Annotated in this window: 10 protein-coding genes and 1 riboswitch; of the genes, 8 read left to right on the forward strand and 2 right to left on the reverse strand. The window is 54.8% G+C overall.

Annotated elements, in window-relative coordinates:
- Positions 1-130: 130 nt before the first annotated feature.
- A complete protein-coding gene (locus GCU45_RS23010; protein WP_152400818.1) occupies positions 131-925 on the reverse strand; it encodes an SDR family NAD(P)-dependent oxidoreductase in 795 nt (264 codons plus the stop codon).
- A 185-nt stretch (positions 926-1,110) separates the two neighbouring features.
- On the opposite strand from GCU45_RS23010, the gene GCU45_RS23015 reads away from it, so the two are divergent.
- Complete coding sequence (locus GCU45_RS23015) at positions 1,111-1,944, forward strand: helix-turn-helix transcriptional regulator (RefSeq protein WP_152400819.1); 834 nt, start codon at positions 1,111-1,113, stop codon at positions 1,942-1,944.
- 177 nt (positions 1,945-2,121) lie between these two features.
- Positions 2,122-3,129, forward strand: a complete 1,008-nt coding sequence (locus tag GCU45_RS23020; RefSeq protein WP_152400821.1) for an HRDC domain-containing protein — start codon at positions 2,122-2,124, stop codon at positions 3,127-3,129.
- A 125-nt stretch (positions 3,130-3,254) separates the two neighbouring features.
- Here GCU45_RS23020 and corA read toward each other — a convergent pair whose 3' ends face one another.
- Positions 3,255-4,190, reverse strand: coding sequence for a magnesium/cobalt transporter CorA (gene corA, locus GCU45_RS23025; protein ID WP_152400823.1), 936 nt, complete (start codon positions 4,188-4,190; stop codon positions 3,255-3,257).
- A gap of 424 nt (positions 4,191-4,614) precedes the next feature.
- Positions 4,615-4,741, forward strand: a riboswitch (SAM riboswitch).
- Between the two features lie 122 nt (positions 4,742-4,863).
- Here corA and metA point away from each other — a divergent pair.
- The 6 genes from metA to thrS all read left to right on the forward strand — a co-directional run bounded on the left by metA (position 4,864) and on the right by thrS (position 13,186).
- A complete protein-coding gene (gene metA / locus GCU45_RS23030) occupies positions 4,864-5,799 on the forward strand; it encodes a homoserine O-acetyltransferase MetA (protein ID WP_105441839.1) in 936 nt (311 codons plus the stop codon).
- A 24-nt stretch (positions 5,800-5,823) separates the two neighbouring features.
- Positions 5,824-7,008, forward strand: a complete 1,185-nt coding sequence (locus GCU45_RS23035) for a PLP-dependent transferase (RefSeq protein ID WP_152400825.1) — start codon at positions 5,824-5,826, stop codon at positions 7,006-7,008.
- The gene (locus GCU45_RS23040; RefSeq protein ID WP_105441838.1) at positions 7,005-8,186 is read left to right on the forward strand and encodes an aminotransferase class I/II-fold pyridoxal phosphate-dependent enzyme; all 1,182 of its coding nucleotides are present in this window, start codon (positions 7,005-7,007) and stop codon (positions 8,184-8,186) included. The genes GCU45_RS23035 and GCU45_RS23040 overlap by 4 nt, the downstream gene beginning before the upstream one ends.
- A 186-nt stretch (positions 8,187-8,372) precedes the next feature.
- Positions 8,373-9,506, forward strand: coding sequence for a cyclic dehypoxanthinyl futalosine synthase (gene mqnC, locus GCU45_RS23045; protein WP_089545734.1), 1,134 nt, complete (start codon positions 8,373-8,375; stop codon positions 9,504-9,506).
- Between the two features lie 429 nt (positions 9,507-9,935).
- The gene (locus GCU45_RS23050; RefSeq protein WP_152400826.1) at positions 9,936-10,835 is read left to right on the forward strand and encodes a putative sporulation protein YtxC; all 900 of its coding nucleotides are present in this window, start codon (positions 9,936-9,938) and stop codon (positions 10,833-10,835) included.
- A gap of 410 nt (positions 10,836-11,245) precedes the next feature.
- A complete protein-coding gene (thrS, locus tag GCU45_RS23055) occupies positions 11,246-13,186 on the forward strand; it encodes a threonine--tRNA ligase (protein ID WP_089545737.1) in 1,941 nt (646 codons plus the stop codon).
- The last annotated feature ends 11 nt before the right edge of the window (positions 13,187-13,197 follow it).

The following is a 13,197-nucleotide window of genomic DNA, read 5'->3' on the forward strand; positions in this document are numbered from 1 at the left end:
GTGAATAGAAATAAGAAAAGAGGGCTGAAAGGCCCTCTTTTTTTGCGTTTATGCTGAAGTTTGCACCTAACCTGAAAATAGCAAACGCAGCAGCTTGCTCTATGCTGTGTCTAAGGGGAATTTCGTAGACTTAAGCGCTTAGCCCCCCGTCAACCGGCAGTATCACCCCGGTAACATAAGCTGCGCGGTCGCTTAGGAGCCACGCGGCGGCCTCTGCAATTTCTTCCGGCTCCGCAGCCCGGCGCAGCGGCGTCCGGGCATTCAGATGATCGATGACCCCAGGCTGCTCCGATTCCCATCCCTGAATCATTTCGGTCATCGTCGTACCTGGAGCGATCGCATTGACCCGGATGCCTTCCGGGCCGTATTCGATCGCAGCCGTTTGCGTAAGGCTGTTGACCGCACGCTTCGCCGCACCGTAAAGGGATAACGCGGGGTTCCCCTGCAAGCTGCCGACGCTGCTGGTATTCACGATCGCCCCACGGCCTGAGGTGCTGCGGATCGCCCGAATTTCGGCAACCATAGCCCGCCATATGGCTTTGTAGTTTACGTCCTGAATAAAATCAAAGCCTTGCTCCTCCGTCTCGGCGAGCGGTCCCGGAGGAATGGCAGCTCCGGCATTATTAAAGGCGATGTCGAGGCGGCCGTAACGGTCAAGCGTCGTCTGCACTGCGTGCTCGATGCTGCCGGCTTCCGCGAGGTTCGCAGTGACGTAATCCGCTTGTCCGCCTGCAGCCCGGATCTCCTCCGTCAAGGCCGCGAGGTTGGACTCGGTTCTGGCGATCAAGGTTACGGTTGCTCCTTCCCTGGCGAACAGCCTGGCGGCTGCGGCGCCGATCCCGCGGCTGGCCCCTGTAATGATCGCCACTTTATCGTGGAGCAAACCCTGCCGGTTTTGAAGATGCTGAGAAGTGATCTGATTCATGTTTTTGCCTCCTTGGATTGATCCAGAGCTCTTTTTCAATGGCCCCATGCTGTCTTAACGGCAGTTAGATGACACGGCTCTGAAATTGACTCACGTTCTAAGGCTGAGTATACTTTGGGTGAATTGGCGTGAGAAGAGGCGGCTTGAACATAGGTTTCGGAACACCACGATGAGGAGTGATCGATATGAACGACCAAGATCGTCGCACAGCGCTCGGCCAGTTTTTACGGGGCAAAAGGGAGAGCCTGTCCCCGGAGGATTATGGGCTGTCCACCGGTTCGCAGCGGCGCACCCCTGGGCTGAGGCGGGAGGAAGTGGCGCTCCTGGCCAATATGGGGACATCGTGGTATATATGGCTGGAGCAGGGCCGGGATGTACACCCTTCCGTACAAATTTTGGACAGCTTGTCCCGGGCGCTCCGGCTCAGCGCGAATGAACGCCGTCATCTGTTTCTTCTCGCGGGCGAATCCCTGCCGCCGCTTGCCCTGCCGGAAGAAGTCGTGAGCCCGACGCTGCAGACCGTGCTGGACGACCTGAATCCGATCCCGGCCTACGTCATGGGCAGACGGTGGGACTTTCTGGCCTGGAACGCGATGGCCGGCGACATTTTTGCGATGGATATCCCGGCTCCGCCGCATCATTACAACTTGGTATGGAGGCTGTTTACGCTCCCTATAGCGAGGCAGCGTTACCTCGATTGGGAGTGGGTGGCCAGAAGCGTCATATCGGAATTCCATACGGCGAGAGCCCGTTATATGGAGGATGAAGGAATGGATGCACTGATCCGGGACCTGAAGGAGGCAAGCCCGGATTTTTCCCGGCTTTGGCTTCAGCACGATCCAGCAGAAAAAATGGAAGGCCATAAAGAAATCGAGCATTCGGTCATGGGACACCTGGAATTCGAGCATATTACGCTCCAGGCGCCCGAAGATCCGGATTTGAAAGTCATGATTTACAGCCCTTCCCCGGAGACCCGGGTAAAGCTGCAGGAATATCATTCCGCGCTGAGCCGCAGCTGAGCGGCTGCTCGGCTATTTCGGAAATTTGGCGAAAAACCCATTGACCATTTTACATAATATGGTATGATCAACTATAACAGCACATCTGCACGAATGGGGAAGCACCTCTCTTAATTTAAGAGAGGTGCTTTTTTGCGTTGTGCTGATTACCCTACGTGGATGGAGGAATTGGTGAACATGCAAATCGTTTTTATGAACCGGCTTGTGAAGGATGCGGGAAGCGAGGGAGAAAAGCTCGCGCAGGTATGGATCGGCGAAGAGGAGGGAACCTGGCATCTCGGATGGAGAGATCTGGATATGACTGGGGAAGCCATAGATACCGCTTGGTATGAAGGCGGATCCTGGAATGAGATGCTGTACATTTACAGACACGGCCTGGCGGTCAAGCTCGGCGAAGGATTCCGCCCGCTGATCGACGGCACGTTCCATGAGGAGGAGGAGCTGAAGGGCCGCAGCCATGCTGTACAGAAGCTGTACTGCTATAGCGAACTGCACAACAACGAGGAGCTGTACGCCGAACTCACCGCCTGGCGGAGAAGGAAGGCGGCCAGCGAACGCAAGGCTCCTTATTTTATCGCCAGCAACCGGGTGCTCCGTCTGATCAGCGCCTTCGTGCCGCATACGATCGAAGAGCTGCTGCAGCTTCCGGGCGTGGGAGAGAGCAAGGCGTCGGAGTACGGAGCCGACCTGATCGAGATTGCGGGAACGGTGCAGCGCAGCCACGAATTTCCGCTGGATTGGGTAAATGACGCCCTGGATGACCAGTCATATCTATCGTGGACCTACAAGCAGAAGGAGCATAAGTACAAGCAGGACCTGGATAAATACCGTACCCGGCGCACCATGCTGAAGGGAATTTATGAAGGGATGAACCTGCAGCAGCTGGAACAGGAATGCGGTCTGCCGCGCAGAGATTTGGTGGAGGCGCTGGAGCAGCTGGAGAAGGAAGGGTATGATACCGAGCGGCTGATCCAAAGCGAGCTGGAGGAGGTGCCGAACGAGGAGCAGGAGCGGGTATGGGCCGCGTTGGAGGAGCTGGGCGATGCGCTCTTGAAGCCGGTGCTGCTGCAAGTATACGGCGAGGATGCCGCCGCGGGAAGCGGCATGGAGCAGCGTTATGAGCGGATCCGTCTGATCCGCATCCGGTTCCGCCGGCAGCCCGGCAGCCGTAGAAGCGTGGGGTGAACGGGATGCTTCCCGGCCGGAGTTACGGATGGTGAATATGCAAAAAGGACGAAGGCTCTAACCGCATGCGGCCGTCTCCTTCGTCCTGTTTTCCAATGCATGATGATGGGGTGATGCGCTGACTTTCAAATCCAGTCTTTTTTCTTGAAAATGACAACCATGCCGAGACCAAGGACGAGCATGATGCCGAGGATCATGAAATAACCGTATTTCCAATGAATTTCCGGAATGTTATCGAAGTTCATGCCATAGATTCCTGTAATGATCGTTAATGGCATGAAGATCACGGTCATGGCCGTAAACACTCTCATGATCTCGTTCGCGCGGTTGGCGATACTTGACTGGTAGGCCTCGCGCAAGTTGCTCATCAGATCGCGGTACGTATCGAATGTTTCGGAAATTTTGACCGCATTTTCGTAAATGTCGCTGAAATATTTTTGCAGCTGATCGTCAATCAGCCGGAGGTCTTTTTTATTTAACGTATTGATGACATCCTTTTGCGGACCCAGCACTTTTTTCAGCCACAGAATCTCGCTTCGCAGACCGATAATTTCGTTCAAATGGGACTTTTTCGTGTGCATGAGAATGTCTTCTTCGAGCTTCTCGATTTTGGCTTCGATCCGGTCGCCGACCACAAAGTAGTTGTCAACCACGAGGTCGATCAACAGGTACAGAAAACGGTCCGGTCCGCTGACTTCCTGTTCCCACAGGATCGGCTTCAGCGACCGCAGCTCGTTGATTTTCTGTTTCGTCACCGTAATGATGAAGTGTCTTCCGAGGAAAACGTTCAGTGCGCGCAGAAAAATCTCCTCGTCGTCAAACCGGATGCTGTTGACCACGATAAAATAGTGGTTTTCGTAAATTTCGATCTTCGGGCGCTGCTCCTCGTCGCTGAGACAGTCTTCAACCGCCAGATCATGCAGCGAAAACAGCGGCTGCAGCTCCACGAGGTCGTCGACGTCGGCGTCGATCCAGTAAAAGCCGGCCAAAGGCGGGGTTAGTACAGTTTGCAGGTCATCGATCGGAGTAAATACTCCTTCGTTTACCAACCGGATTTTCATATGACTTCACTCCTTGCTCAAGATGTTTGAGCATAGAAAAGAAATCAGCGCTGCCGGTCAGCGGGATTTGGGGGAGTACTGAATAAACGTACGGGCATGAAAACGAAAACTTCCCTCTGCCGGCAAGCTGATCTCAGGTCTATGCAGTTGTGTTTTCCATGCATTCAGCTTCGGGCTCGGGTCGCCTTCCATCTTTCATGTCACCTCAGTCATATCGGGGTATGAAACACTTGTCTAGTATAACGCCGGGTTTTATTCCTTTCAAGAACAAAATGGCGGCCGGCAGGTCCCGATAACAGGGTATGGAAGCGACCTTCGATCGGTGCACGAAATGCTGCCGAAAATGACAAATCCGCGTCTTGACGAAGGATGGGCTTATGATTTAAAGTAAGGAACAAGGCAATGTAAAATTGAATACAGCGAAATCTTATCAAGAGCAGGTGGAGGGACTAGCCCGATGAAACCCGGCAACCGGCGGTATTTACGCACGGTGCTAATTCTTGCAGGAACATGGCAGCGGCCTTTAGGCGTTGTCTCCTGACAGATGAGAGAGGCGCGGTAATGAGCGTGTAATGACCTTTCTCTTTTGTGTGGGAAAGGTCATTTTTGTATACTCGGCTTCTTCTCAAGCTACGATTTTCGCGGTCTTCAGAAAAAAGGAGAGATGATAACGATGCCGATCAAGATTCCCGACACTTTACCGGCGAAAGAAGTTCTTACCCGGGAAAATATTTTCGTCATGGACGATACCAAAGCGTATCACCAGGACATCCGTCCGCTGCGCATCGCGATTCTCAATCTGATGCCGACTAAGGAAACGACAGAAACCCAGCTTCTCCGCCTGCTTGGGAACTCGCCGCTGCAGGTCGACATTGTGCTGCTTCATCCCGGCTCTCATATTTCCAAGAACACGCCTTCGGAGCACCTGAAGTCGTTCTACAAAACGTTCGAGGAAGTGAAGCACCGCCGTTTTGACGGTATGATCATCACCGGCGCACCGGTCGAAAAAATGGATTTTGAAGATGTGAACTATTGGGATGAGCTCCGCGAGATTATGGACTGGACCAAAACGAACGTCACTTCGACGATGCATATCTGTTGGGCCTCCCAGGCCGGATTGTTCCACCACTACGGCATTCCGAAGTGGGACCTGAAGGAGAAATGCTTCGGCGTATTCCCGCACCGGGTGATGAAGAACAACGTGAAGCTTCTCCGCGGCTTCGACGATGTATTCTATGTACCGCACTCCCGCCACACCGAGGTGCGGCGCGAGGATATCGAGCATGTTGAAGAACTGGAGATCCTCTCGGAGTCAGAGGAAGCCGGCATTCATATGGTAGCAAGCAAGGACGGCAAGCAGATCTTTGTGGCAGGCCACTCCGAATACGATCCGGATTCGCTGAAATGGGAGTATGAGCGCGATATCGCGAAAGGCATGGACATGAAAATTCCGGTCAACTACTACCCGAACGACGATCCGAATCAGGCTCCGCTCGCCATCTGGCGTTCGCATGCCAACTTATTATTCGCAAATTGGCTGAATTACTATGTATATCAGGAGACTCCTTATGATATCGGGGAGAGTCTTGAAGTCTGGCCGCAAATTTAGTCGACCCTACAGGAGGATACGCACATGGAAAAGGAACCATGGAAAATTGAAAGCAGATTGGCCCAAATCGGCTCCGTCGAAGAACCCGTGACCGGAGCGGTAAACTTCCCGATTTATCAGGCAACCGCCTTCCGCCATCCGAAGCTTGGGCAAAGCACCGGTTTTGATTACGCCCGGACCGCCAGCCCGACCCGCAAAGTGCTCGAAGCCGCGGCAGCGAAGCTGGAATCCGGGGACGCCGGCTTTGCCTGCAGCTCAGGCATGGCTGCGCTGCAAACCATCTTCACCCTATTCAGCCAGGGCGATCACCTGATCGTTTCGCTGGACCTGTACGGTGGTACATACCGCCTGCTGGAAAGAATTCTTTCCAAATACGGGGTTACCGCGACGTATGTCGACACCAACAATCTGGACGAGCTGGAACAGTCCAGACGCCCGAACACGAAAGCGGTGTTTATCGAGACGCCGACGAATCCGCTCATGATGATTACTGACATCGAGGCCGTCTCCAATTGGGCCCACCGCCACGGATTGCTGTCCATCGTGGACAACACGCTCCTCACGCCGTTCTTCCAGCGTCCGATCGAGCTCGGCGCGGATATCGTCGTGCACAGCGCAACCAAATACCTGGGCGGACATAACGACGTCCTTGCAGGCCTGATCGTGACCAAAGGCAAAGAGCTGTCCGAGGAAATAGCGTTTCTGCACAATTCCATCGGGGCAGTGCTCGGGCCGACGGATTCCTATCAGCTCATGAAAGGAATGAAGACGCTGGCCCTGCGGATGGAGCGCCATGAAAGCAACGCCACAGCGATGGCCAAGTACCTCCGGACGCATCCTGCGGTTGCTGAAGTATTCTATCCGGCGCTTCCGGACCATCCGGGACATGACATCCAAAGCCGGCAGTCCCGGGGGAATACGGGGATCTTCTCTTTTAAAGTGAAGGATGCCCGTTACGTAGAGCCCGTGCTTCGCCACATCCAGCTGATCGCCTTTGCGGAAAGCCTTGGCGGCGTCGAGTCGCTGATGACCTATCCAGCCGTGCAGACGCATGCCGATATACCGGAAGAAATCCGCAAAGCCGTCGGCGTCGACGACCGCCTGCTCCGTTTCTCGGTGGGCATCGAGCATATCGATGACCTGATTGCGGATCTGGGCGGCGCATTGGATGCCGCGATCAAGGAAGTGGAAGGGAGCAGCCAAGGATGAGTGATTTGGGCAAAGGACATCAGGACAAAGGCAAGCAGGAGCGGAAATTCGCGACCAAGCTGCTCCATTTCGGCTCGGAAATCGATGGTGCGACGGGAGCCTCCAGCGTGCCAATCTATCAGGCGTCTACGTTCCACCATGCAGATATCTTCAATCCGCCGGTGCATGATTACAGCCGTTCGGGCAATCCGACGCGCCAGGCACTGGAGGACTATATCGCCCTGCTCGAAGGCGGGGTGCGCGGGTTCGCCTATTCGTCGGGCATGGCGGCCATTTCGAGCACGTTTATGCTTCTGTCGGCCGGCGACCACATGATCGTGACCGAGGACGTATACGGCGGAACCTACCGCCTGCTTACAAGCATTTTGAACCGGCACGGCATTGAGAGCACTTTCGTCGACATGACCGACCTGGATCAGGTGAAGGCTGCATTGAAGCCGAACACGAAGGCTGTATATATGGAAACCCCGTCGAACCCGACGCTGAAAATTACCGATATCGAAGCCGTCACCAAGTGGGCCAAGGAGCATGATCTGCTCACCATGGTGGATAACACGTTTATGACGCCGTATTACCAGCGTCCAATCGAGGTGGGTGTGGATATCGTACTGCACAGCGCCACGAAGTTCCTTGGCGGACACAGCGACGTGCTGGCCGGTCTGGCCGTCGCCCGTACCGAGGAAATCGGCCGCCAGCTGAAGCAGCTGCAGAACGGCCTGGGAACGGTGCTGGGCGTACAGGAGAGCTGGCTGCTGATGCGGGGCATGAAAACATTGCAGGCACGCATGAAGCACAGCGAAGAGAGCGCGGCCGTACTGGCCGCTTGGCTCAAAGGGCGCCAGGATATTACGCAGGTCTTTTACCCGGGGCTCATCGATCATCCCGGCAGAGAAATTCACGAGAAGCAGTCCACCGGCTACGGGGCCGTCGTCTCGTTTGACGTGGGCTCCGGCGAGCGGGCCAAGCAGGTGCTGAACCGCGCGCAGATCCCGCTCGTGGCCGTCAGTCTGGGCGCGGTGGAGAGCATTTTGTCCTATCCGGCGATGATGTCCCATGCGGCAATGCCGGCAGAGGTTCGGCTGGAGCGCGGCATTACCGACGGGCTGCTCCGCTTCTCGGTCGGCCTCGAAGACGTCGACGATCTGATCGCCGATCTGGATCAGGCGCTTCAAGGTTAAATCATCAAGCAGGCACCGCTTCGGCGGTGCCTTTCCTTCGTCCAGCCCGGGACGCCCGCGTCAGCCCGCGTTCGGCCAACGGATTCTATGAATTTCGTTTGCCCTGTGCGCCAATTGTGTTAAGATGGTATTGGTCATGTTTTAATTTATGTTACAAAATTCACATATGATAGGAGGCTGCCAAATATGAGTGCGGTTGACCGTATTCTGGATAAAGCACTGCGGGGCGAACGCCTGAATTTGGAAGACAGCGTGACATTGTTCGAAAGCAATGAAGTGGAGAAAATGGGTCATGCTGCCGATATCATGATGAAGAGGGTTCATCCCGATCCAATTACGACTTTCGTCATCGGACGGAACGTCAATTATACAAACGTGTGCGATACATACTGCACATTTTGCGCATTTTACCGTGTTCCTGGGCACAAAGAAGGGTATACCTTGCCGGACGAAGTGATTTTCCAAAAAATCAAGGAAACCGAAGACGTGGGCGGCACGGAAATTCTAATGCAGGGCGGAACGAACCCGTACCTGCCGTTCGATTACTACACGAACCTGCTGAAGGGCATCAAGCAGCGGTTCCCGAACATCACGATGCACTCCTTCTCGCCGGCGGAAATCCGCAAAATGGTGGAAGTGTCGGGGCTGTCTCTGGAACAAGTCATGCGCGAGCTGAAAGCGGCGGGACTGGATTCCCTGCCGGGCGGCGGCGCCGAAATCCTCGACGACCGGATCCGCTCCAAGATCAGCCGGCATAAAGGAACCTGGCGCGACTGGATGGACGTTATGCAAATGGCGCACAAAATCGGCATGAACACGACGGCCACGATGGTCATCGGCTTCGGTGAATCGATGGAAGAGCGCGCCTTGCACATGCTGCGCATCCGCGACGCGCAGGACGAATGCATCGCGAACGGCTACGACTCCAAAGGCTTCCTCGCCTTTATTCCGTTCACGTTCCAGCCGGACAATACGGGCTTGAAGCGGGAACGCGAGACGCCGGAAGCGTATTTGAAGACGGTGGCGATCGGCCGCCTGGTGCTGGACAACGTGCCGAATTTGCAGTCCTCCTGGGTCACGATGGGACCGGAAGTGGGCAAATTGTCGCTCAGCTACGGCTGCAACGACTTCGGCAGCACCATGATGGAAGAGAACGTCGTGTCCTCCGCCGGTGCGGTGCACAAGGTTAACATCACTTCCATCCTGCAGCTCATCCGCGAAGCAGGTAAAATCCCGGCGCAGCGGAACACGAGATACGAGACGCTTCGCGTCTTTGAAGAAGGTTCCCAGGTGGAACGCGACTTCGTCATGCAGAACTAGAACGGATCTCATATATTTCTTGATACGACCGGCCGCCTCGTTTATGCGAGGCGGTTTTTTGTTGTTGTACAAAAGGCCAAGGGTACGTACCGGTGCAGGGTTCCATTTATTCTTCCTGAGGATTCTTATAAAAAAGCCCTGCCGGGCAACGCACTGCTCGTAAAGGTCAAGGCTGCGGGCCGGCTGGCTTGACAACCCATCGATTTCAGATATGAATAGGGGCTTCTTCCTTTGTTGTTCAAAGGGGGAGGCCCTTTATTATTTCCCGGCAAAAGGCACCTTTTTTATTCAGCGGAAACGCCCGTTTACCAAGCATTTCATGTCGATTTTAACTGAGAAATGTTAGCCTGTTTTCCATCGATCCCTCCCGTATATCCCCCCGGCTAAAACATATACTTTGTAAGAAGGAATTTGAAAGGAGTGTTCTCCATGGAACTGTTCAGCATAGCAGCCCGAACCTTTAGTCCGCGGGAAGCGGAGGAATATAAGCGCATGGTTTCGGAAGCGAACCAGGTTTTACATAACAAGTACAAATCACTCGCAATCAGCTGTACGGTCCATGAGGAGATGATGCTGTGGAGCTGCCGGGAGGACGATCCGCGGTTCTTTAAGGAGCATCATCTGCAGCAGGTGTACGCCGCTGCCGCCAAGACGGTGGCCCATTACATTTTGCAGGAAAAGGAGCAGCGGCTGATCGAGAAGATTCTGGCCGATGATTTCGATTTTCCCGATCCGGAGGAAAAAGAGCAGATTTTGAAGCACTGCCGGATGAGCCTGGAAAAAAGTTCCGAAGGGGGCGCATGGTCCCGTCGTTACGATATGCTCGTTCGCGGCATCAAGCAGTGCCTGAGCGAACGGCCGCTGCTCCATGTCGACGGATTTCTGACCTTTCGTGCCGCTGCTTACATTAAAGAGCTGAAGGAAGTCGTGGAGTACGCGGTGGATGAGTTTTTGATGGACCGGCAGTATGAGGAGTTTGTCAGCATTCTGAAATACTTCGTCTATTTCCAGCAGCCGCAGGTGCCGATCGCCCATGTCATTCATAAGGGAGGCCAGGATTTGCTCGTGCTGGACGGTGACTTAAGACCGCTGGAGTACCGTCATGACGAAGGTGTTGTGGTAGAGCGACTGGATCAGCAGGATCTGCAAATGGAGGATACGGTCGTCACGACGCTGATTTCCGTGTCCCCTGCCAAAATCGTCATTCATACGCGGGAACCGCATATGACCGTCGTTCGCACGCTGATGCAGATTTTCGATGAGCGGGTGGAAATTTGCCGTTACTGCCCGGACTGCCACGCCTATTTCCGCGAAACAGGGAAGATATAGCTTGACTCGCCGCTGGACAGGGATTTATAATTACACATAATTCGATAAAAGCGTCGACAGAGACATGGACCTGAAGATACGGACGGTCAGAGAGAGGGAACTTGGCTGAAATTTCCTCACGAATTCCGGCTTCGGTCTACCCCTCTACAGCTGCGGTTTGGAACCTGTTTACCCGGATTCTTGATCAGTCGGGGAAGCTCAGTATAAGCCGCCGGGTCATTCCGTTATCTGATGCTGAAGGACAGCAATCTCGTATTCACCTGGAACAGGGAATATGGAGGGCTGTCGAAGTTGGGTGGAACCACGGGTACAAACACTCGTCCCTTGTATAGGGATGGGTGTTTTTTTGCGTTGCCTGTACGATTTTGAAAAGGGCGGCTGTCCGCCGAAATGCCAAGGAGGAATACAACGTGTCAGTAAGCATCAAACTGCCAGACGGCTCGGTTCGCGAATATGCGGACGGAAGCACCATTGAAGACGTCGCCGCTTCGATCAGCAGCGGCCTGAAGAAAAATGCGGCCGCAGGGAAATTGAACGGCATCGTGGTCGATTTGTCCACCCCGCTCGTGGAAGGAGCCGCGGTGGAAATCGTTACGCTCGATTCGCCGGAAGGCCTCGAAGTGATGCGCCACAGTACGGCGCACTTGACGGCCCAAGCCGTGAAGCGCCTATTCGGGGCCAAAGAGGTCAAGCTCGGCGTCGGACCTGTCATCGAGGACGGATACTACTACGACATGGATTTGGAGCATCCGCTCAATCCGGAAGATCTGCAGAAGATCGAAAAAGAAATGGAGCGTATCGTAGGCGAAAACCTGCCGATCGTCCGCAAGGAAGTCAGCCGCAAGGAGGCGCTGGACATTTTCGGCGAGCTCGGGGATCCCTACAAGCTCGAACTGATCAACGCGCTGCCTGAAGACAGTGTCATCACCATCTATGAGCAGGGCGAATTTTTCGACCTGTGTCGCGGACCGCATTTGCCTTCCACCGGCAAAATCAAGGTGTTCAAGCTGATGAGCGTGGCCGGTGCCTATTGGCGCGGTGACAGCAAGAACAAAATGCTGCAGCGGGTCTACGGAACCGCTTTTGTCAAGAAAGCGCAGCTGGATGAGCATCTTCACTTCCTTGAAGAAGCCAAGAAGCGCGACCACCGCAAGCTCGGTAAAGAGCTCGACATCTTCACTTTCTCCCAGTTAGTGGGACAAGGCCTGCCGATGTGGCTGCCGAAAGGCGCCAAGCTGCGCCGCACCCTCGAGCGCTACATCGTGGATCTTGAGGAAAGCCTGGGGTACCAGCATGTCTACACGCCGGTTCTCGGTAACGTAGAACTGTACAAGACCTCCGGCCACTGGGAGCATTACCAAGAGGACATGTTCCCTAAGATGGAGCTCGACAACGAAGAGCTGGTGCTCCGTCCGATGAACTGTCCGCACCATATGATGGTGTACAAGAGCGAAATGCACAGCTACCGCGATCTGCCGATCCGGATCGCCGAGCTTGGCATGCAGCATCGTTACGAGATGTCCGGGGCACTGACAGGATTGCACCGCGTACGCGCGATGACGCTGAACGATTCCCACATTTTCTGCCGTCCGGATCAGATCAAGGAAGAATTCCTGCGTGTTATTCAGCTGATCACGAAGGTGTATGAAGACTTCGGCATCCACGATTTCCGTTTCCGCCTGTCCTACCGCGATCCGGAGGATACGGAGAAGTACTTCCCGAACGATGCCATGTGGGAAATGTCCCAGCGGATGCTGCGCGAGGTTGTGGAAGAAACAGGCATCCCGTTCTTCGAGGCCGAAGGCGAAGCCGCTTTCTATGGTCCGAAGCTCGACGTGCAGATCCGCACCGCCCTTGGCAAGGAAGAAACGCTGTCCACCGTACAGCTTGACTTCCTGCTGCCTGAGCGCTTCGAACTGGAATACGTCGGCGACGACGGGCAGAAGCACCGTCCGGTGGTTATCCACCGCGGCATTCTGGGCACGATGGAACGCTTTACGGCCTTCCTGCTGGAGAATTTCGCGGGCAACCTTCCGCTGTGGCTGTCTCCGGTGCAGGTCAAGGTCATTCCGGTCTCCATCGCTTTCGAAGGCTATGCCAAGGAAGTGGCTGAGAAGTTGAAGCTTCAGGGCGTATCCGTGGAAGCGGACGTGCGCAACGAGAAGCTCGGCTACAAAATCCGCGAAGGCCAGCTTGAGAAAGTACCGTACATGTTCATCGTCGGCGATAACGAAATGAACGCGGGAACCGTGTCGATCCGCAAACGCGGCGAAGGCGACATCGGGGCCAAAACCGTGGATGAGGCGATTTCGCTGCTCCGTGAACAAATCGCGAAACGCGAAATTTTCTAAGACACAAACTC

The organism is Paenibacillus cellulositrophicus (genome assembly GCF_009363095.1).
GTDB classification, from domain to species: Bacteria; Bacillota; Bacilli; order Paenibacillales; family Paenibacillaceae; genus Paenibacillus_AQ; species Paenibacillus_AQ favisporus.

Coding starts and splice junctions, on each gene's coding strand:
- GCU45_RS23010 (WP_152400818.1), bottom strand. CDS start 925: ATGAATCAGATCACTTCTCAGCATCTTCAAAACCGGCAGGGTTTGCTC.
- GCU45_RS23015 (WP_152400819.1), top strand. CDS start 1,111: ATGAACGACCAAGATCGTCGCACAGCGCTCGGCCAGTTTTTACGGGGC.
- GCU45_RS23020 (WP_152400821.1), top strand. CDS start 2,122: ATGCAAATCGTTTTTATGAACCGGCTTGTGAAGGATGCGGGAAGCGAG.
- corA (WP_152400823.1), bottom strand. CDS start 4,190: ATGAAAATCCGGTTGGTAAACGAAGGAGTATTTACTCCGATCGATGAC.
- metA (WP_105441839.1), top strand. CDS start 4,864: ATGCCGATCAAGATTCCCGACACTTTACCGGCGAAAGAAGTTCTTACC.
- GCU45_RS23035 (WP_152400825.1), top strand. CDS start 5,824: ATGGAAAAGGAACCATGGAAAATTGAAAGCAGATTGGCCCAAATCGGC.
- GCU45_RS23040 (WP_105441838.1), top strand. CDS start 7,005: ATGAGTGATTTGGGCAAAGGACATCAGGACAAAGGCAAGCAGGAGCGG.
- mqnC (WP_089545734.1), top strand. CDS start 8,373: ATGAGTGCGGTTGACCGTATTCTGGATAAAGCACTGCGGGGCGAACGC.
- GCU45_RS23050 (WP_152400826.1), top strand. CDS start 9,936: ATGGAACTGTTCAGCATAGCAGCCCGAACCTTTAGTCCGCGGGAAGCG.